Origin of the sequence: Klebsiella sp. JN_Kp127 (assembly GCF_040062505.1) — a bacterium.
Taxonomy (GTDB): Bacteria; Pseudomonadota; Gammaproteobacteria; order Enterobacterales; family Enterobacteriaceae; genus Klebsiella; species Klebsiella quasipneumoniae.
Window position 1 is genome coordinate 125,753 of the sequence record NZ_JBEAHS010000052.1, and the last position, 20,177, is coordinate 145,929.

Consider the following 20,177-nt stretch of genomic DNA (forward strand, 5'->3'; position numbering starts at 1 on the left):
CTAACCCACGCCTGTTGGGTTAGCCTCCCGGCCCGGGGCTCAGCCCTGGGCGATAAGTTTGCGGATAACCGGTTCATTAGCCGGGGGAAACGCCGCCGGATCCAGCGCCTGCCGCGCCATCCACTGTCCCGGCTGCCCCTCTTTGCCCCAGGGCTCGCCTTCCCAGCTTTCCACGAGGAAAAACCACAGCGTAATGTGGCGATCGGGGAACTGATACTCCAGCTTATCAAATAGTGAAAACGTGGTGACCGTAATCCCCACCTCTTCCTGTAGCTCGCGGATCAACGCCTGCTCTGGCGTTTCAGCAGATTCAATCTTCCCGCCCGGGAACTCCAGTTTATTCGCCATATGGGCATCGGCGGCGCGCTGGGTAATAAAGATGTCGCCTTCTGGATTGCGAATTATCCCTACGGCGATTTGCAGTTTTTTCATTGAATCAGCTCCATAAAAAAGGCGCAGAACTCTGCGCCTTTGTTTTTTTATCAGCCCTTAGCTCAGACGGCCATGGCACTGTTTGTATTTTTTACCGGAACCACACGGGCAGGGATCGTTACGCCCCACTTTACGTTCGCCGGTTTGCGCCGCCAGATCCTGTGCAGCGGCTTCATCATCGCTCTGATGGCTGAGCTGCTGCATCTGCGCCAGGCGCTCGGCCTCTTCCCGACGCTGCTGCTCCATCGCCTCGACTTCTTCCGGCATCCGCACCTGCACTTTGCTCAGGGTGCTGATCACTTCATACTTCAGTGACTCCAGCATCGCGGCAAACATAGAGAACGATTCGCGCTTGTACTCCTGCTTCGGATCTTTCTGCGCATAGCCGCGCAGGTGGATACCCTGGCGCAGGTAGTCCATCGCCGCCAGATGTTCTTTCCACAGCGAATCCAGGGTCTGCAGCATCACGCCTTTCTCGAAGTGGCGCATCATTTCGGCGCCGACCACTTCTTCTTTACGCTGGTAGGTTTCTACCGCGCTCTGCAGAATACGTTCGCGCAGGGTCTCTTCATGCAGCTCCGGCTCTTTATCCAGCCACTCTTTGATTGGCAGGTCGAGGTCGAAGTCGTTTTTCAGACGCTCCTGCAGGCCTTCGATATCCCACATTTCCTCCAGCGACTGCGGCGGAATATGGGCATCGATAGTCGCCTTAAACACGTCTTCGCGGATGCTGTTGATGGTTTCGCTGACATCAGACACGTCCAGCAGTTCGTTACGCTGGGTGTAAATTGCCCGGCGCTGGTCGTTGGCCACATCATCATATTCCAGCAGCTGCTTACGAATATCGAAGTTACGGCTCTCGACTTTACGCTGTGCGTTGGCGATAGCCTTGGTGACCCACGGGTGCTCAATGGCTTCGCCGGGTTTCATCCCCAGTTTACGCATCATGCCGGATACGCGATCGGAGGCGAAGATACGCATCAGGGCATCTTCCATCGACAGGTAGAAGCGGGAAGAACCGGCATCCCCCTGACGACCGGCACGGCCGCGCAGCTGGTTATCGATACGGCGTGATTCATGACGCTCGGTACCGATGATGTGCAGGCCGCCTGCGGCCAGTACCGCATCGTGGCGCACCTGCCAGTCGGCTTTGATTTGTTCAATCTGCTCAGGCGTTGGGTTTTCCAGCGCCGCGACTTCCGCCTGCCAGCTACCGCCGAGCATAATATCGGTACCACGGCCCGCCATGTTGGTAGCGATGGTCACCGCGGAAGGATAGCCTGCCTGGGCGACGATGTCCGCTTCGCTGGCGTGGAACTTGGCGTTCAGAACGTTGTGCTTAATGCCGGCTTTGGTCAGCTCACGGGAAACCACTTCCGATTTCTCGATCGAGATTGTCCCCACCAACACCGGCTGACCGGCTGCGGTACGGGTTTTAATATCTTCGATAATCGCCTGAATTTTTTCCGCTTCGGTCATATAGACCAGATCCGCCATGTCTTTACGGATCATCGGACGGTTGGTCGGGACGACCACGGTATCCAGCTTGTAGATGGAGCTGAATTCAAAGGCTTCAGTATCGGCGGTACCGGTCATCCCCGCCAGTTTCTCATACAGACGGAAATAGTTCTGGAAGGTGATAGAGGCCAGGGTCTGGTTCTCGTTCTGGATATCCACGCCCTCTTTGGCCTCAACGGCCTGGTGCAGGCCATCGGACCAGCGGCGGCCCTGCATCGTACGGCCAGTGTGCTCATCAACGATGATAACTTCACCATCTTTAACGATGTAGTCAACGTCGCGGGTGAACAGCGCATGGGCGCGCAGCGCGGCGGTGACGTGGTGCATCAGCATAATGTTGGTCGGGGAGTACAGGGACTCACCTTCATCCATAATGCCTTCCTGTACCAGCAGCTCTTCAATCAGCACCAGACCGCGTTCGGTCAGGTTAACCTGACGCGCTTTTTCATCCACCGAGAAGTGGCCTTCGCCGGTGAAGGTGTCCGAATCCTCTTTTTCCTGACGGATCAGGTGTGGAATGATCTTGTTGACCTTGCGGTACATTTCAGAGCTGTCTTCCGCCGGGCCGGAAATGATCAGCGGGGTACGCGCCTCATCGATCAGGATGGAGTCCACCTCATCCACCAGCGCATAGTGCAGTTTACGCTGAACGCGCTCTTCCGGGCTGAAGGCCATGTTGTCGCGCAGGTAATCGAAGCCGTATTCGTTGTTGGTGCCATAGGTGATATCGGCAGCGTAGGCTTCACGCTTCGCCGGCGCCGGCAGGCCGGACATGTTGATGCCAACGGTCATGCCGAGGAATTCGAACAGCGGGCGGTTATTTTCGGCGTCACGCTGGGCCAGATAATCGTTGACGGTCACCACGTGTACGCCTTTGCCGGTCAGCGCGTTGAGGTAGGCCGGCAGGGTCGCGGTCAAGGTTTTACCTTCACCGGTACGCATCTCGGCGATGCAGCGATCGTTAAGCACCATACCGCCCAGCAGCTGAACGTCGAAGTGACGCATGCCGAACACGCGCTTACTCGCTTCGCGAACGACGGCGAAAGCTTCAGGGATCAGGTTTTCCAGTACTTCGCCTTTTTCCAGGCGCGCGCGGAATTCAGCGGTTTTCGCTTTCAGCTCGTCATCAGAGAGTTTTTCCATCGCCGGTTCCATACCGTTGATGATATTGACGACTTTGCGCATACGACGCAGCGTACGGTCGTTACGGCTGCCGAAAACCTTGGTTAACATTTTAATAAGCATAATAAAATCTCAAACGCCCCGCGGTGCGGAGTCACAAAAAATAGGATAGTCCGTGGTTATTTTCAGCTGAGACGTTGAGGCCCTGCGCGGATCCCCGCCACCTGGCTTATCCAGGCGCTGACGCGGAAGGCAGAATATGAGGAAGGGATATACGCCGCCTGGCGGAACACCACCGGCGGCGTGCTGTCCTGCGTCAGCAGCGCGCTGAGCGTGTCGAGCAGCGCCAGATGCTGCGCCTGCAGCGGGGACGCTTCTTCCGCCACCGGCAAGGCCTGCGGCGCCATGGCGAAAGAGAGATGACGAATAACGGTGCGAATGGCGTGCTGATGCCAGTAGTCGACGGTAAAGTTTGGCCGGCGATTCGTCTCCAGCAGCGCCAGCTGGGAGAAATTAACTTTGCTCGGATTATGGTTGCTGGCGGTCGCCTTCGCTGGCGTCGCGGTCTCATGGCCGTTGCTTAGCGCAGGCAGGCCGAGGCTGGCCGCGACCATCCCCAACAGGAGATGCGGCCAAAAATACCGTCTGCCAAACTGTCGCCAGCGCGTCAGCAATCCACTCACGTTCATTACCTTTCTTTGGTATACCCGTTGTCGTTCAGGCTGTCTCTTTATTAACGTTTTTCGCAGGACAACCTGATGTCCACGGGGTAAAGCAACCCGGAGAAATAATTTTGCGCTCAAATACTAACATTAATAGCGCGCTGAGGCAGCATGAATGAAGGCTGTTGCCCGGGGAAAACGCTTAATAAAGCAGCGAACGCGCGCTAATTATTACCCAGAAATCGCAGCGAAAAATAACGGGAAGAGGCTATAAAAGAAAAACGACTGGTTCCCTGGTCGGAGAGAGTACCAGGTTACCAGTCGAATTTACTGAATGGTCAGGCTTACGCCAAAACCATCGACGGTGCGCGGAACGCCATTGGCAGTTTTGCGTCGTCTTCGAAGGTCACATACTCCCAGGCTTCCTGTTTTGCCAGAACAGCCTGCAGCAGTTTGTTATTCAACGCGTGACCCGATTTGTACGCCGTGAATGCGCCGATAATGTTGTGACCACACATAAACAGGTCACCGATCGCATCCAGCATTTTGTGGCGAACAAATTCGTCTTCAAAGCGCAGACCGTCTTCGTTCAGTACGCGATAATCGTCAACAACGATGGCACAATCGAAGCTGCCGCCCAGGCACAGGCCGCGGGACTGCAGATATTCGATATCGCGCATGAAACCGAAGGTACGCGCACGACTAATCTGACGCATGAACGCATCGGCCGAGAAGTTCAGCGTATAGCGCTGGGTGCTGGCATCAATCGCCGGATGGTTAAAATCGATGGTGAAGTCCAGCGAAAAACCATTGTACGGTTTGAATTCAGCCCATTTGTCGCCATCTTCGACGCGAACCGTCTCTTTGATACGTACAAATTTCTTGGCGCAGTTCAGTTCATCGATGCCGGCGTCCAGCAACAAATAAACGAACGGAGCCGCACTGCCGTCCATAATCGGGATTTCCGGTGCATCGACTTCAACAATAATGTTGTCGATACCCAGGCCAGCCAATGCGGCGTTCAGGTGTTCAACCGTAGAAATCCGCACGTCATGCTCATTAACCAGGCAAGTACAGAGCATGGTATCACGCACAGATTTGGCATCAGCCGGAAAATCTACCGGTGGATTCAAGTCGGTGCGACGATAGATGACCCCGGTATTTGCCGGCGCAGGGCGTAACGTCAGTGTGACTTTCTTGCCGGTATGCAAACCGACACCAGTCGCCTGAACGATACGTTTAAGAGTCCTTTGTTTGATCATCGTATAATCTCGCCAATTTACCTATCCAACCGAAGTGTACACCACTATCGGGAGGCCAGTTTAGCACAAAGAGCGCAGATGCCCAACTTCCAGTCGATTCTTAATCGGCTTGCTTACGCAGGAAGGCTGGGATATCCAGATAATCCGGCTCTTTCGCGGTTTGCGGCGTATTGTCGTTCACCACTTTTGCCGCCGGCTTCTGCTCTTGCGTCAGCGGGGACATACCGTGCTGCTGGTAGCGATCCATCACCGGCTGCTGAACCTGTTTGTTGGTCACCAGGGTAATTTCCGGACGCTTGTCCATGCCGATACCGGTCGCCACTACGGTGACGCGCAGTTCGTCGTTCATATCCGGGTCCAGAGAGGTACCGATAACCACGGTGGCGTTATCCGAAGCAAATGCGCGGATGGTGTTACCCACGGTTTCGAACTCATCCAGACGCAGGTCGAAGCCCGCGGTGATGTTAACCAGCACGCCGCGCGCGCCGGACAGGTCGATATCTTCCAGCAGCGGAGAAGAGATAGCCATTTCAGCCGCTTCTTCCGCACGGTCTTCACCGCTCGCCACGCCGGAGCCCATCATCGCGTAGCCCATTTCTGACATCACGGTACGGACGTCCGCGAAGTCGACGTTCATCAGGCCCGGACGGGTGATCAGTTCGGCGATACCCTGCACCGCGCCTTTGAGGACGTCGTTTGCCGCGCCGAACGCGTCAAGCAGAGAAATGCCGCGGCCAAGTACTTTCAGCAGCTTGTCGTTCGGGATGGTGATCAGTGAGTCAACGTGCTTGGACAGCTCGGTGATCCCCTGCTCAGCAAACGCCATGCGCTTCTTGCCTTCAAAATTAAACGGCTTAGTGACCACCGCCACGGTGAGGATCCCCAGATCCTTAGCCACTTCGGCAACAACAGGCGCCGCGCCGGTACCGGTACCGCCGCCCATGCCTGCCGCGATGAACACCATGTCTGCGCCATCAAGGGCCGCGCGCAGCGCTTCACGGTCTTCATCCGCCGCATTACGGCCGACTTCCGGGTTCGCGCCAGCGCCCAGACCTTTGGTAATACCGCTACCGATCTGGATAGTCTGGCCAACAGCCGTTTTGCGCAGCGCCTGCGCATCGGTGTTCACCGCGAAGAATTCAACACCCTCAATGCGCTCGCGCACCATGTGTTCAACGGCATTACCGCCGCCGCCACCGACGCCGATGACTTTAATCACCGCGTCGTTGGTCAGTTCCATAGGTTCAAACATAGTTTCTCTCCGTTTTGTGCCTGTCGCCTGAGAACGCTAATTGTCTGCGTTCTCTTAAAAAATTAAAACTCTTTTCGCAGCCAGCTGTTGAGTCGCTTAATCCACGAGCCCACCGACGCCGTCACGCGTTTTTCGACTTCCGCTTCACCACTCAGATGTGACTCTTTTCCGTAGTGCAGCAGCCCCACCGCCGTCGAATAATACGGCTCCTGGGCATAGTCCGTTAAACCGGTGATGTTCAGCGGCGCGCCAATGCGCACCTGAGTATGGAACACGCGCTGCGCACAGGCCGCCAGACCTTCAATTTGCGCCGCGCCGCCGGTTAACACAATCCCCGCCGCCAGATGGTGTTTAACCCCCTGCTGGCGGAGCTGTTCCTGCAGCTGCAGGATCTCTTCATTGACCAGATTAAGCAGTTCGGTATAGCGCGGTTCAATCACCTCAGCCAGCGTCTGACGCTGCAGGCTACGCGGCGGCCGTCCGCCTACGCTCGGTACTTCGACGTTTTCGTCTTTACCGACGATGGAACCCAACGCGCAACCGTGACGAACCTTAATGGCTTCGGCGTCGCTCGGCGGCGTACCGAAGGCATAGGCGATATCGCTGGTCACCACGTTGCCCGCGTACGGGATCACTTTGGTGTGACGCAGCGCGCCGCCGGTATAGACGGCGATATCCATTGTACCACCGCCAATATCCACCACGCAGACGCCCAGCTCACGTTCGTCTTCTGTTAATACGGAATAACTGGCCGCTAAACCGGCGAAAATAAGTTGGTCAACTTTCAGACCACAACGTTCCACCGCTTTAACAATGTTTTTCGCCATATCGTTATGGCAGGTAATCAGATGTACCTTCGCCTGCATACGCACGCCGGACAGCCCTACCGGGTTTTTTATCCCTTCCTGGTAGTCAATGGCGTATTCCTGCGGAATCACGTGCAGGACGCGGTGCTCATCGCGTACGCGAACCGACTTCGCGGTATGGACCACGTTCTCGACGTCATCCAGCGTCACTTCTTCTTCCGAAATCGGTACCATCCCGATTTCATTCTGACAGCTTATATGTTTACCCGAAAGAGCCAAATAAACTGATGAAATCTGGCAATCCGCCATCAGTTCGGCCTGGTCGATGGCGCGCTGTACGCATTTCACCACCGACTCGAGGTCGTTCACACCGCCTTTATCCATACCACGCGATGGGCAACTGCCCACGCCGATGATATTAATCATGCCGTCGGGCAGAACTTCCCCTACTAAAGCGGCCACCTTGGCGGTGCCAATCTCCAGTCCAACTACCAGTTTTCTGTCCGTCGCCTTGATCATTGTTGTTCTGCCTGTGCCTGATTCTGTTGTTGATTAGTTTCCTCTGCGGGAGCAGGTACCCAGCCTACTGCCGCACCCGAGTCATAACGCAAATCAACGTAGCTAATCCGTTTGCCGTCGGTCTGCGCCTGCTGCTGAAGAACCGGGTAGAGTTCCATAAAGCGCTGAAGCCGTTTCATGGTGTCGCCACGGCCAAGGTTGAGCTTAATGTCATTATTAAGCGTCAACTGCCAGGAACGACGGGCGGTCATTGCCGCCACTTTCAACGTGAATTTATCCTTTGCCAGCACCTGCCCCATGTCACGGTACCCTTGCAGCACTTCGTTCTCGCTGCCTTCCGGGCCATATAACATCGGTAAATTCTGTTTGCTGGTGCGATCCGCCGGCACGCTGAAGGCATTTCCTTCTGCATCCACCATATGTTGATCATTCCAGCGTGCAATCGGCACATATTCAACCAGATGAATCTTCAATTCATCGGGCCACTGCTTTCGGACGCTCGCCTGCTTAATCCATGGCAGACGTTCAATCTGACTCTGAATGATGTTCACATCCTGAGTCATAAAGGTGCCCGGCGAACCCAGCGCCAGGATCGCCTGGCGGATGTCATCATTGCGCGTATAGTGACGCTCGCCGGTCACCACCATCTTCGACAGCGGTAAACGCTGCGCGTCTTCCATCCAGCCAAGAACCATCCACCCGCTGACCAGCACGGTAAACAGCACCGCCAGCAGGAAAACGATCCCTGCCAGCCGCGTTCCATTACTCCGACGCGAAGAAGAAACGTCCTCTTCATGGTTCCGCGTATTCAGCGCAGCCTGCGACATATCACCCCGCCAGGTCCAGAATTCGTACAACAAGCTGGGAGAAGCTCATTCCTGCCTGACGCGCCGCCATCGGTACAAGGCTATGGCTGGTCATGCCCGGGGAAGTATTCGCTTCCAGCAGATAAAACTGGCCATCGCTGTCCAGCATGACGTCAATACGGCCCCAGCCTTTGCAACCCAGAACATTCCAGGCTTTAAGCACCAGGCTCTGAATGACTGACTCACGCGCTGGATCTTCCAATCCTGGGCAGAAATATTGCGTCTCATCAGAGAGATACTTCGCCTCATAATCATAGAAGGTTCCAGCCGCCTGGATACGTATTGACGGTAAAATTTCTTCACCGACGATGGCGACGGTAAATTCCGGCCCACTGAGCCATTTTTCGACCAAAACTTCATCATCATGCTGAAAAGCCAGCGCCAGCGCACTCGCTAAATCACAGCTTTCGCTGACTTTCGACATCCCAACGCTGGAGCCTTCGCGGCTGGGCTTGATGATGAGCGGCAGACCCAGCGCCGCAATCTGCTGTTCGACATCAGCAGATAATCCGGCGCTAAACTGGGCGCGGGTCAGCGCCACCCACGGCGCGACCGGTAATCCGGCCCCCTGCCACAGCCATTTGCTGCGCAGTTTATCCATTGAAATCGCCGAAGCCATCACGCCGCTGCCGGTATAAGGCAGCTGGATCAGATCCAACAGCCCCTGCAGCGTGCCATCTTCCCCGCCGCGGCCGTGGAGTGCAATAAACGCTTTCTTAAAGCCCAGCTTTTTCAACTGGGTAATATCGACATCGCGCGGGTCAACCGGATGGGCATCCACCCCGGCTTCACGCAGCCCGGCCAGCACCGCGGCGCCTGAATTCAGCGACACTTCACGTTCAGCGGAGGTTCCACCGAAAAGCACCGCGATTTTATCAGCCATGGCGCTCCTCCTCCGTTTTTTGCGGGATCAGTTTGATTTCAGCCAGGTGACGGGCGATTTTTCCAATGTTTCCGGCACCTTGCACCAGCACTAAATCGTTGCCGGTCAGCACCGACGCCAGCATCGCCGCGGCCTGCGCCGGGTCGGATACCAGAATCGGGTCGACTTTACCGCGACCACGGATCGTACGGCACAGCGAGCGGCTGTCGGCGCCCGGGATCGGCGCTTCGCCTGCCGGGTAGACATCGAGCATCAGCAGCGCATCGACCTGGGTCAGCACGTTGGCGAAATCATCGTACAGATCGCGAGTACGGGTATAACGGTGCGGCTGGAATACCATCACCAGATTTTTATCCGGCCAGCCGGCACGCGCCGCTTTGATAGTGGCGTCGACTTCCGTCGGGTGGTGACCGTAGTCATCGATCAGCATCGCGCTGCCCGCTTTGCCGTTGACTTCCGTCAGCGGATATTCGCCAAGGAAGTCGAAGCGACGGCCGGTACCCTGGAAGCTTTCCAGCGCGCGCAGGATCGCCTGATCGTCAATCCCCTCTTCCGTCGCCACGGCGACCGCCGCCGCCGCGTTCAGCGCGTTATGGCGTCCCGGGGCATTGAGCGTCACCTGCAGCAGTTCTTTATCCTGACGCACCAGGCGGAAATGCCCCTGCGCCCCAACCTGACGGTAGTCTTCTACGCGAACGTCGGCGTCGTCGCTGAAACCGTAGGTGGTGATCTGCCGGCCGACGCGCGGCAGCAGTTCACGAATAACCGGATCATCCACGCACATTACCGCGCGTCCGTAGAACGGCAGGTTGTGCAGGAAGTTGATAAAGGTCTGCTTCAGATTCTCGAAGTCGCCATGGTAGGTGTCCATGTGGTCGGCCTCGATGTTGGTGACGATAGCCACCATCGGCTGCAGATGCAGGAACGATGCATCGCTCTCATCCGCTTCCGCAATCAGGTAACGGCTATGGCCGAGACGCGCATGAACGCCCGCCGCTTTCACCAGCCCGCCGTTGACGAAGGTCGGGTCCAGCCCGGCTTCGGCGTAAATACTGGACACCATCGCGGTGGTGGTGGTTTTGCCGTGAGTTCCGGCAATCGCGATCCCGTGACGGAAGCGCATCAGCTCCGCCAGCATTTCCGCACGACGGATCACCGGGATACGCGCCTCGTGCGCGGCGACGATTTCCGGGTTATCGGCGGAAATCGCGCTGGAAACTACGACCACGCTGGCATCGCGCACGTTTTCCGGGCGATGGTTGAAATAAATGGTGGCGCCAAGCTGCGACAGCTGCTGAGTCACCGGATTCGGCGCAAGGTCGGAGCCGCTGATCTGATAACCTTCGTTAGCCAACACTTCGGCAATACCGCCCATACCGGCACCGCCGATGCCGACAAAGTGAATGTGCCGGACGCGACGCATCTCGGGCACTATGGAACGCAGTTTTGCCAAATCTTGTGTATTCATTCTTTACGCCATCAACTTCTGTATTCGGGCGGTGAAAATCACCGCAATTAGCGCGCCAAAGCTACGGCGCTGACCTCTTCTGCTACCCGCTCGGTAGCGTCCGGAATCGAAGCGCCACGCGCTCGTTCCGCCATATCCAGCAAGGTTTCCCGATCCCAGCTCGCCAGAGTAGAGGCTACCGCCTCTACCGTGAACGCCGGCTGTTCGAGAATTTTCGCCGCGCCGGCTTTCTCCAGCGGCAGCGCATTCCAGTACTGCTGACGATCTTTGTGCTGGAACGGTACAAACAGCGCCGGTAAGCCCGCGGCCGCGATTTCGCTAACCGTCAGCGCGCCGGAACGGCAAACCACGACATCTGCCCAGGCATACGCCGCGGCCATATCATCAATAAATTCCGTCACTTTATGCTGCGGCTGCCCCGCGGCGGCATAGGCCTGCTGCACGGTTTGCTGGCCGCCTTTACCGCTCTGATGCCAGATGGTCACCGTATCGCCGAGCTTCGCCGCCACCTGCGGCATGGTCTGGTTCAGGACGCGCGCGCCCTGAGAGCCACCGACCACCAGCACGCGAATCGGCCCCTGACGGCCCACCAGACGCTGTCCCGGCAGCGGCAGCGCCAGCACATCGGTGCGCACCGGATTCCCGACCACGTCCGCATGCGGAAAGGCGCCGGGAAACGCCTGCATCACTTTCTTCGCAATCTTCGCCAGCCACTTGTTGGTCAGGCCGGCAATGCCGTTTTGCTCGTGGAGGACCACCGGGATCCCCAGCGACCACGCCGCCAGACCGCCAGGCCCGGACACATAGCCGCCCATGCCCAGCACCACGTCCGGCTGGAAACGCTTCATGATCGCCCGCGCCTGACGCCAGGCGTTGAAGATCCGCACCGGCGCCAGCAGCTGTGCTTTAATCCCTTTGCCACGCAGGCCGGAGATACGGATAAAATCAATCTCGATGCCGTTTTTCGGCACTAAATCCGCTTCCATACGATCGGCGGTACCCAGCCAGCGAACCTGCCAGCCCTGGTCCATTAGATGGTGCGCGACCGCCAGTCCCGGGAACACATGCCCGCCGGTACCGCCCGCCATCACCATCAACCGCTTTTCCTGACCGCTCATCGAACACCCCGTGTAAACGCCTGGGCTTTTTCCAGACGCGTTTCATAATCAATTCGCAACAACAACATGATGGCCGTCGACATAATCAGCAGACTGGAACCACCATAACTGATCAGCGGCAGCGTCAGACCTTTCGTCGGCAGCATCCCCGCCGCCGCCCCGACGTTAACTAACGCCTGGAAGCTAAACCAGATACCAATCGCACAGGCGAGGAAGCCGGAGAAGCGATGATCGATCTCCAGCGCTTTTCGGCCAATCGACATGGCGCGGAAAGCGACGAAGAATACCATTAAAAGCGCCAGTACCACACCGATATAACCGAGTTCTTCGCCGATGATGGCGAAGATAAAGTCAGTGTGCGCTTCCGGCAAATACTCCAGTTTTTGCACCGAGTTTCCGAGTCCCTGCCCCCACATCTCGCCGCGGCCAAAGGCCATCAGCGACTGGGTCAGCTGGTAGCCGCTGCCGAACGGGTCTTCCCACGGGTTCCAGAAGGAGGTCACGCGGCGAATACGGTAGGGTTCGGCGAGGATCAACAGGACCACCGCCGAGATGCCCATGCCGATAATGGCGATGAACTGCCACAGCTTGGCGCCGGCGAGGAACAGCATCGCCAGCGTGGTGACGAACAGCACCACCACCGTACCGAGGTCAGGCTGCGCCAGCAGCAGGATCGCCAGCACGAAAATCACGCCCATCGGTTTTAAGAAGCCGCGCAGGTTGTTGCGCACTTCATCAGCTTTACGCACCAGATAGTTGGCGATGTAGCAGAACAGCGACAGCTTGGTGAACTCCGCCGGCTGAATGCGCAGCGGACCGAGGGCGATCCAGCGCGATGCACCGTTTACCGAGCTACCCACCACCAGCACGATCAGCAGCATGACGATCGAGGCGATCAGCATCGCGGTACTGTGGCGCTGCCAGAAATCCATCGGCAGTCGCAGCGTCACCAGCGCGAGGACAAAGGCCAGCACAATGTACAGGCCGTCACGCTTGGCGAAGAGGAAAGGATCGTTCGCCAGACGCTGCCCCACCGGCATTGACGCCGAGGTCACCATAATAAAGCCGATCGCCGCCAGGCCGAAGGTCAGCCACAGCAGCATCCGGTCATACATCACCAGACTGTCGTTATCTTTTGGGCGCGAGCCCATCACCCAGCCTTTCAGCGCGGCGAACAGCCAGGCGAAGATAAACATCCCCGGCAGTCGCGGCAGTCTCAACCGAGGCAAGCTCAGTTGCGGCATTCTCAGGCGTGGGAGAGAGAAACGCATCAACCTAACTCCTTCGCCAGGCGGGCAAACATCTCGCCCCGTTGTTCAAAGTTCTTAAACTGATCCAGGCTGGCGCAAGCCGGCGACAGGAGAACCATGTCGCCCGCTTTCACCAGGGGCGCAATCTGACGCATCGCCTGTTCCATGGTTTCAGTTTGTACCGCCACCTCAGGACGCAGCTCGGCGAGCTCGGCGCCGTCGCGACCAAAGCAGTACAGGCGGATACGATCGCCGCCAAGGTAGCGCTTCAGCGGGGTGAAATCAGCGGATTTGCCGTCGCCGCCCAGCAGCAGATACAGCGTGCCATCAAGCTGCAGGCCGTTCAGCGCCGCCTCGGTACTGCCGACGTTGGTTGCCTTCGAGTCGTTAATCCAGCGCACGCCGTTGTGATCCAGCACCAGCTGGAAGCGATGCGCCAGGCCGGTAAAGGTGGTCAGCGCCTTCAGGCTGCTGGCACGCGGCAGGCCCGCGGCATCGGCCAGCGCCAGCGCCGCCAGGGCGTTGCTGTAGTTATGCTGACCCGTGATAGACATCTCTTTTACATTGAGGACTTTCTCACCTTTAACGCGCAGCCAGGTCTCGCCCTGCTGACGGTTAAGGTGGTAGTCACCGACATCGACGCCAAAGCTGATGCAGCGATCGTCCGCGCCGCGTACCGGCATGGTGAGCGCATCGTCCGCGTTGACCACGCAGGTCTTCGCATTCTCGTAAATCCGCAGCTTCGCGGCGCGATACTGCTGCAGCCCCAGCGGGTAGCGGTCCATATGGTCCTCAGTCACGTTGAGGATGGTTGCCGCCACCGCCTGCAGGCTGGAGGTGGTTTCCAGCTGGAAGCTGGAGAGCTCCAGGACATACAGCTCACGATCGGTATCCAGCAGCATCAGCGCCGGCAGGCCGATATTGCCGCCCACGCCGACGTTAACCCCGGCCGCTTTCGCCATCTCGCCCACCAGGGTGGTGACGGTGCTTTTGCCGTTCGAGCCGGTAATGGCGATGATCGGCGCCTGCGCTTCGCGGCAGAACAGTTCGATATCGCCAACGATTTCTACGCCAGCGTCCGCCGCCGCGCTCAACGAAGGATGAGCCAGCGCGATGCCGGGACTGGCGACAATCAGATCCGCCGCCAGCAGCCAGGTATCATTGAGGCCGCCGACATGGCATTCGACCGATTCAGGCAATTTATCCAGCCCGGGAGGCGCGACGCGGGTGTCCATCACGCGCGGGGTTACGCCGCGCGCCATGAAAAAGTCCACGCATGACAGGCCGGTCATGCCCAGCCCAATAATGACGACTTTTTTACCCTGATAATCTGCCATGATTAACGTACCTTCAGCGTCGCCAGGCCAATCAGCACCAGCATCAGCGAAATAATCCAGAAGCGCACGATAACGCGCGGCTCCGGCCAGCCTTTCAGTTCATAGTGGTGGTGGATCGGCGCCATGCGGAAGATACGCTGACCGCGCAGCTTAAAGGAGCCGACCTGCAGGATCACCGACAGGGTCTCCACCACGAAAACACCGCCCATAATCACCAGCAGGAATTCCTGACGCAGCAGCACGGCGATAATGCCCAGCGCGCCGCCGAGCGCCAGCGAACCGACGTCGCCCATAAAGACCTGCGCCGGATAGGTGTTAAACCACAGAAAGCCCAGCCCCGCGCCGACGATCGCCGTACAGACGATCACCAGTTCGCCGGCGTGGCGCAGATAGGGGATGTGCAGGTAGTTGGCGAAATTCATGTTACCGGTCGCCCACGCCACCAGCGCAAAACCCGCCGCGACGAAGACGGTGGGCATGATCGCCAGGCCGTCGAGACCGTCGGTCAGGTTAACCGCATTGCCGGTGCCGACGATCACGAAGTAGGCCAGCAGGATATAGAACAGCCCCAGCTGCGGCATGACGTCTTTAAAGAACGGCACCACCAGCTCGGTCGCCGGGGTGTCTTTCCCGGCCAGATAGAGCGCGAACGCCACGCCCAGCGCGATCACCGACATCCAGAAATACTTCCAGCGGGCGATCAGGCCTTTGGTGTCTTTGCGCACGACTTTACGGTAGTCATCAACGAAGCCGATAATCCCGTAGCCGATTAATACCGTCAGTACGCACCAGACGTACGGGTTGGACGGGTAAGCCCACAGCAGCACCGACACGGTGATCGCGGTGAGGATCATGATCCCCCCCATGGTCGGGGTACCGCGCTTACTGAAATGAGACTCCGGACCGTCGTTACGAACCACCTGGCCGAAGGAGAGTTTTTGCAGACGGGCGATCATGCGCGGGCCCATCCACAGAGAGATGAACAGCGCGGTCAGCAGGCTGACGATGGCGCGAAACGTCAAATACGAAAAGACGTTAAAGCCGGAATAATATTTGACCAAATGTTCGGCCAGCCATACTAACATGTCCCAGTCTCCTGTAATGCGCGTACTACCTCTTCCATGGCGGCACTACGTGAACCCTTCACTAAAATGGTCATTATCTTATGCTCCGCCAGCAGCTCGCGCAGGCGAGCCACCACGGCGGCTTTATCGTTAAAATGTTCGCCCACGCCGCTGGCGCGGCTGATATCCGCGCTCAAGGCGCCGACGCTGAGAACGCAATCCAGCCCTGCCGCTTTCGCCGCTTCGCCGACTTCACGATGGCAAGCCGCGCTTTCCGCGCCAAGCTCCGCCATATCACCGACCACCATCGTCCGGAAGCCGGGCATCTCTGACAGCACCTGCACCGCCGCGGTCATCGAACCGACGTTAGCGTTATAGGAGTCATCCAGCAGCAGCTGACTCTCGGCCAGGCGGATCGGGAACAGACGTCCCGGAACGGCCTGCAGCTGCGCCAGACCGGCTTTCACCGCCGCCAGATCGGCGCCTACCGCCATCGCCAGCGAGGTCGCCGCCAGCGCGTTAGCGATGTTGTGGCGTCCCGGCAGCGGCAGCAGTACGTCAACGTTGCCGGTTGGGGTCTGCAGCGTAAATTCGGTGCCGTGGCTGGTGATCTGCACGTTAGTCGCGGTGAAATCGCTGTTGGCCGCGTTCGGCGAGAAGCGCCACACTTTGCGATCGCCAATCACCGCCTGCCAGTTCAGCCAGTCGTTGTTGTCGGCATTGAGAATGGCGATGCCGTTTTCCGGCAGACCGGTATAGATTTCGCCCTTCGCCTTCGCCACGCCCGCCAGCGAGCCGAAACCTTCAAGGTGCGCGGCGGCAAGGTTGTTGACCAGCGCCGCTTCCGGACGCGTCAGGCTGACGGTCCACGCGATTTCGCCCTGGTGGTTGGCGCCAAGCTCAATCACCGCGTACTGATGTTCTTTGGTCAGACGCAGCAGGGTCATCGGCACGCCGATATCGTTGTTCAGGTTGCCGGCGGTATACAGCGTGTTGCCGCACTGGCTGAGGATCGCCGCAGTCATCTCTTTGACCGAGGTTTTACCGGACGAGCCGGTCAGGGCGACGACGCGGGTCGGCACCTGCTGACGTACCCAGGCGGCCAAGTCGCCGAAAGCCTGCCGGGTATCTTTCACGATCACCTGCGGGAGATCGCAGGGTAGCGGACGGCTCACCAGCAGCGCGCCGGCGCCTGCCGCTTTCGCCTGTTCGGCAAAATCATGGGCGTCGAAACGCTCGCCTTTCAGCGCCACAAACAGGCAGCCCGCCGTGATTTTACGGGTGTCGGTGGTCACCTCGTCGATAGCGATATCGCTACCCTGCCGTTCGCCATGAGCGATCGCGGCGAGCTGGCTTAACGTAAAGCGAATCATGCTACCGCTCCCAGCAGACGCGCGACGGTGACGCGGTCGGAATAATCCAGACGACGGTTGCCGACGATCTGGTAATCTTCATGGCCTTTACCCGCCACCAGCACCACGTCGTTCTCCTGCGCCTGCATCACGGCGTTGGTCACCGCTTCCGCACGGCCTTCCATCACTTTTGCATGACCTGCATCGAGCATGCCGGCCAGAATATCGTTGATAATCGCCCGCGGCTCTTCGGTACGCGGGTTGTCGTCAGTGACGACCACGATATCGGCGAACTCTTCAGCAATCGCCCCCATCAGCGGACGCTTGCCTTTGTCGCGGTCTCCGCCGCAGCCGAAGACGCACCACAGTTTGCCGCTGCAGTGCAGGCGCGCGGCCTGCAGCGCTTTTTCCAGCGCGTCAGGCGTATGGGCATAATCCACCACCACGGCCGGTTTACCGGGCGCGCTGAACACTTCCATACGGCCGCATACCGGCTGTAAACGAGCCGCCGTTTTCAGCAGATCGGCCAGCGGATAGCCCAGCGCCAGCAGCGTGGCCAGCGCCAGCAGCAGGTTGCTGACGTTAAAGGCGCCCATCAGGCGACTTTCGATTTCACCGTTGCCCCAGCTGGAGTCAAATTGGATGGTGGCGCCGCTGTCGTGATAGTTGACCGCGGTGGCCTTCAGCCAGCGGCCGTGGCAGTTCGGATTGATATGATCTTCCATCGACACCGCCACCGCGTCCGGCAGCTTCGCCAGCCAGCGACGACCGACTTCATCGTCAGCGTTGACGATGGCCTGGCCGCAATGGTGGGTGGAGTACAGCAGCCATTTCGCCGCTTCGTAGTGCGCCATATCGCCATGGTAGTCGAGGTGGTCGCGGCTCAGGTTGGTAAATACCGAGGCGGCAAACTGCACGGCCGCCACGCGGTGCTGCACCAGCCCGTGGGAAGAGACTTCCATCGCGCCGAAGGTTGCCCCCTGCTCGACCAGGCCGGAAAGCACGTGCTGAACATCGACCGCAGAGCCGGTGGTGTTTTCGCTCGGCACCACTTTATCCAGCAGCCCGTTGCCGACGGTCCCCATCACCGCGCTGGTTTCGCCGAGCAGTTTCGCCCATTGCGCCAGAAGCTGGGTGGTGGTGGTTTTGCCGTTGGTACCAGTCACGCCCACCAGACGCAGCTGCTGCGACGGCTGATGATAAAAACGCCCGGCCAGCGCCGATAAACGTTCGTTAAGCTGGCTCAGGTAGATAACCGGCACGCCGTGCATTTCACGGATCTCACCGTCTTTCGCTTCGCCCTGCGCTTCAGCAATAATGGCAGCCACACCTTGCGCTATCGCCTGCGGGATATAACGACGCCCGTCCGCCTGATGACCCTGTACCGCGATAAAGAGATCGCCGGAAGCCGCCACCCGGCTGTCCAGCGTCATCTCTCGCAGAATGCGCTCCGGTGCGTTTGGCACCCATGGAGCGAGAAGGTCGCGCAAATTACGATCTGCCACCTGTTCCCTCGCCTTGATTAATTACAAATTCACTTTTTTCGCCCGTTGCCAGCGCATCCGGTTCGATGTTCATGGTGCGCAATACGCCGCCCATGATGGCACCGAACACCGGCGCGGAAACGGCGCCACCGTAGTATTTACCTGCCTGCGGGTCGTTGATCACCACCACCAGCGCAAAGCGCGGATGGCTGGCGGGCGCAACGCCTGCGGTGTAAGCAATATATTTGTTGATATAGCGGCCATCCGGCCCCACTTTTTTCGCCGTACCGGTTTTAATCGCGATGCGATAGCCTTTGATCGCCGCTTTCACGCCGCCGCCGCCGGGCAGCGCCACGCTTTCCATCATATGAACGACGGTACGAACGAGTGATTCCGGGAAGACACGCTCGCCCGGAACCGGTGGATCAACTTTGGTAATCGACAGCGGGCGATAGATGCCGTAGCTGCCAATCGTTGCGTAGACTCGCGCTAACTGTAACGGGGTTACCATTAGCCCGTAGCCGAAAGAAAAGGTGGCCCTCTCTATGTCAGACCACCGTTGTTTTTGAGGATATAAGCCACTGCGTTCTCCGACCAACCCCAAATTGGTCGCCTTTCCAAGCCCAAAACGTGAGTAAGTATCTACTAACGCTGAGGACGGCATCGCTAACGCCAGCTTAGAAACACCGACGTTACTCGACTTCTGTAGCACCCCGGTCAGGGTCAATTCGCTGTAGCGCGCCACGTCTTTAATTTCGTGGCCGTTAATTCGATAAGGCACGGTATTGAGCACGGTATTTTCGTTGACGATACCGCGCTGCAGCGCCGTCATCACCACCATCGGCTTCACCGTCGAACCGGGTTCGAAGACGTCGGTGATGGCGCGGTTACGCATGGTGTCTTTCGCCGTGCCGGCGAAGTTGTTTGGGTTGTAGGACGGGCTGTTGGCCATCGCCAGCACTTCGCCGGTGTTCACGTCCACTAACACCGCGCTGCCGGACTCGGCTTTGTTAAAGGCCACGGCGTTGTTCAGCTCACGATAGACCAGCGCCTGCAGACGCTCGTCGATACTCAGCGCCAGGTTGTGCGCCGCCTGGCTGTCGGTGGAAGAGATGTCTTCAATTACCCGGCCATAGCGGTCTTTACGCACGATACGCTCGCCCGGCTGGCCGGTGAGCCATTTATCAAAGCTTTTTTCGACCCCTTCAATCCCCTGGCTGTCGACGTTGGTAAAACCGATGAGGTGAGCGGTCACTTCCCCGGAAGGGTAGTAACGACGGGATTCTTCACGCAGATGAATGCCCGGCAGCTTCAGTTTTTTGATGTAGTCGGCCATGTCAGGGTTAACCTGACGCGCCAGATAGATGAAACGCATCCGCGGATTGGTATTGATGCGCGTCGCCAGCTGATCCAGCGGCATATTGAGGGCATCCGCCAGCGCCTTCCAGCGCGTATCCAGGGTTACCCCGCCGGCATCATGGAGTTCTTTCGGATCGGCCCAGATAGCTTTCACCGGCACGCTGACCGCCAGTGGACGTCCGGAGCGGTCGGTAATCATCCCGCGCGCGGTGGACACTTCCTGTACGCGCAGGGAACGCATATCGCCCTGACGCACCAGCATATCCGGGCTGACCACCTGTAGCCAGGCAACGCGCCCCAGCAGGAAAGTCAGCGCCAGCAGAATGCAGCCGCACAGCAACGCAAAACGCCAACTGATAAAGTTGGCCTGTTCTTCCTGACGTTTTGCTTTTGGCGTTTTTGGCGCTGCTTTCATCCGTCGCA

Annotated in this window: 16 protein-coding genes; all 16 read right to left on the reverse strand. The window is 58.4% G+C overall.

Translation table 11 applies throughout. The annotated features are described in order from the left end of the window. Positions 1-39 precede the first annotated feature (39 nt). Positions 40-432 carry an 8-oxo-dGTP diphosphatase MutT gene (mutT, locus tag ABLV04_RS21365; RefSeq protein WP_004204347.1) on the reverse strand — a complete coding sequence of 131 codons (393 nt, stop codon included), beginning with the start codon at positions 430-432 and terminating at the stop codon, positions 40-42. 57 nt (positions 433-489) lie between these two features. Further along, positions 490-3,195, reverse strand: a complete 2,706-nt coding sequence (gene secA, locus ABLV04_RS21370) for a preprotein translocase subunit SecA (protein ID WP_180266007.1) — start codon at positions 3,193-3,195, stop codon at positions 490-492. 62 nt (positions 3,196-3,257) lie between these two features. Then, positions 3,258-3,755 (reverse strand): secA translation cis-regulator SecM, encoded by a 498-nt coding sequence (gene secM, locus ABLV04_RS21375; protein ID WP_196531386.1) that lies wholly within the window; start codon positions 3,753-3,755, stop codon positions 3,258-3,260. Positions 3,756-4,078: 323 nt separating this feature from the next. Then, entirely contained in the window at positions 4,079-4,996 is a 918-nt protein-coding gene (lpxC, locus tag ABLV04_RS21380; RefSeq protein ID WP_002888632.1) for a UDP-3-O-acyl-N-acetylglucosamine deacetylase, read from the reverse strand. A gap of 100 nt (positions 4,997-5,096) precedes the next feature. Beyond that, the gene (gene ftsZ / locus ABLV04_RS21385) at positions 5,097-6,248 is read right to left on the reverse strand and encodes a cell division protein FtsZ (RefSeq protein ID WP_002888628.1); all 1,152 of its coding nucleotides are present in this window, start codon (positions 6,246-6,248) and stop codon (positions 5,097-5,099) included. A gap of 62 nt (positions 6,249-6,310) precedes the next feature. Then, positions 6,311-7,573: a cell division protein FtsA gene (ftsA, locus tag ABLV04_RS21390; RefSeq protein WP_004204343.1), complete on the reverse strand. Its 1,263-nt coding sequence runs from the start codon at positions 7,571-7,573 to the stop codon at positions 6,311-6,313. Next, on the reverse strand, positions 7,570-8,400 hold the full coding sequence (gene ftsQ, locus ABLV04_RS21395) for a cell division protein FtsQ (protein WP_004204342.1): 831 nt from the start codon (positions 8,398-8,400) through the stop codon (positions 7,570-7,572). Before ftsQ ends, ftsA begins: the two co-directional genes overlap by 4 nt. Before the next feature lies 1 nt (position 8,401). Further along, positions 8,402-9,322, reverse strand: a complete 921-nt coding sequence (locus ABLV04_RS21400) for a D-alanine--D-alanine ligase (RefSeq protein WP_023291983.1) — start codon at positions 9,320-9,322, stop codon at positions 8,402-8,404. Further along, complete coding sequence (murC, locus tag ABLV04_RS21405) at positions 9,315-10,790, reverse strand: UDP-N-acetylmuramate--L-alanine ligase (protein ID WP_023291982.1); 1,476 nt, start codon at positions 10,788-10,790, stop codon at positions 9,315-9,317. Before murC ends, ABLV04_RS21400 begins: the two co-directional genes overlap by 8 nt. A 47-nt stretch (positions 10,791-10,837) precedes the next feature. Then, positions 10,838-11,908, reverse strand: coding sequence for an undecaprenyldiphospho-muramoylpentapeptide beta-N-acetylglucosaminyltransferase (gene murG, locus ABLV04_RS21410; protein WP_032429099.1), 1,071 nt, complete (start codon positions 11,906-11,908; stop codon positions 10,838-10,840). Next, positions 11,905-13,179, reverse strand: a complete 1,275-nt coding sequence (gene ftsW, locus ABLV04_RS21415) for a cell division protein FtsW (RefSeq protein ID WP_004204337.1) — start codon at positions 13,177-13,179, stop codon at positions 11,905-11,907. The genes murG and ftsW overlap by 4 nt, the downstream gene beginning before the upstream one ends. Then, positions 13,179-14,495: a UDP-N-acetylmuramoyl-L-alanine--D-glutamate ligase gene (murD, locus tag ABLV04_RS21420; protein ID WP_023291980.1), complete on the reverse strand. Its 1,317-nt coding sequence runs from the start codon at positions 14,493-14,495 to the stop codon at positions 13,179-13,181. The genes ftsW and murD overlap by 1 nt, the downstream gene beginning before the upstream one ends. Positions 14,496-14,497: 2 nt before the next feature. Next, on the reverse strand, positions 14,498-15,580 hold the full coding sequence (gene mraY / locus ABLV04_RS21425) for a phospho-N-acetylmuramoyl-pentapeptide-transferase (protein ID WP_004204335.1): 1,083 nt from the start codon (positions 15,578-15,580) through the stop codon (positions 14,498-14,500). Further along, the gene (gene murF / locus ABLV04_RS21430) at positions 15,574-16,932 is read right to left on the reverse strand and encodes a UDP-N-acetylmuramoyl-tripeptide--D-alanyl-D-alanine ligase (protein WP_180266008.1); all 1,359 of its coding nucleotides are present in this window, start codon (positions 16,930-16,932) and stop codon (positions 15,574-15,576) included. Before murF ends, mraY begins: the two co-directional genes overlap by 7 nt. Beyond that, the gene (gene murE / locus ABLV04_RS21435) at positions 16,929-18,416 is read right to left on the reverse strand and encodes a UDP-N-acetylmuramoyl-L-alanyl-D-glutamate--2,6-diaminopimelate ligase (RefSeq protein ID WP_023291978.1); all 1,488 of its coding nucleotides are present in this window, start codon (positions 18,414-18,416) and stop codon (positions 16,929-16,931) included. Before murE ends, murF begins: the two co-directional genes overlap by 4 nt. Further along, positions 18,403-20,169, reverse strand: coding sequence for a peptidoglycan glycosyltransferase FtsI (locus ABLV04_RS21440; protein WP_023291977.1), 1,767 nt, complete (start codon positions 20,167-20,169; stop codon positions 18,403-18,405). Before ABLV04_RS21440 ends, murE begins: the two co-directional genes overlap by 14 nt. Positions 20,170-20,177: the final 8 nt, after the last annotated feature.

Excerpts from the sequence above, each read along its gene's own strand:
- mutT (WP_004204347.1), bottom strand. The coding sequence starts at position 432 with ATGAAAAAACTGCAAATCGCCGTAGGGATAATTCGCAATCCAGAAGGC.
- secA (WP_180266007.1), bottom strand. The coding sequence starts at position 3,195 with ATGCTTATTAAAATGTTAACCAAGGTTTTCGGCAGCCGTAACGACCGT.
- lpxC (WP_002888632.1), bottom strand. The coding sequence starts at position 4,996 with ATGATCAAACAAAGGACTCTTAAACGTATCGTTCAGGCGACTGGTGTC.
- ftsZ (WP_002888628.1), bottom strand. The coding sequence starts at position 6,248 with ATGTTTGAACCTATGGAACTGACCAACGACGCGGTGATTAAAGTCATC.
- ftsA (WP_004204343.1), bottom strand. The coding sequence starts at position 7,573 with ATGATCAAGGCGACGGACAGAAAACTGGTAGTTGGACTGGAGATTGGC.
- ftsQ (WP_004204342.1), bottom strand. The coding sequence starts at position 8,400 with ATGTCGCAGGCTGCGCTGAATACGCGGAACCATGAAGAGGACGTTTCT.
- ABLV04_RS21400 (WP_023291983.1), bottom strand. The coding sequence starts at position 9,322 with ATGGCTGATAAAATCGCGGTGCTTTTCGGTGGAACCTCCGCTGAACGT.
- murC (WP_023291982.1), bottom strand. The coding sequence starts at position 10,790 with ATGAATACACAAGATTTGGCAAAACTGCGTTCCATAGTGCCCGAGATG.
- murG (WP_032429099.1), bottom strand. The coding sequence starts at position 11,908 with ATGAGCGGTCAGGAAAAGCGGTTGATGGTGATGGCGGGCGGTACCGGC.
- ftsW (WP_004204337.1), bottom strand. The coding sequence starts at position 13,179 with ATGCGTTTCTCTCTCCCACGCCTGAGAATGCCGCAACTGAGCTTGCCT.
- murD (WP_023291980.1), bottom strand. The coding sequence starts at position 14,495 with ATGGCAGATTATCAGGGTAAAAAAGTCGTCATTATTGGGCTGGGCATG.
- mraY (WP_004204335.1), bottom strand. The coding sequence starts at position 15,580 with ATGTTAGTATGGCTGGCCGAACATTTGGTCAAATATTATTCCGGCTTT.
- murF (WP_180266008.1), bottom strand. The coding sequence starts at position 16,932 with ATGATTCGCTTTACGTTAAGCCAGCTCGCCGCGATCGCTCATGGCGAA.
- ABLV04_RS21440 (WP_023291977.1), bottom strand. The coding sequence starts at position 20,169 with ATGAAAGCAGCGCCAAAAACGCCAAAAGCAAAACGTCAGGAAGAACAG.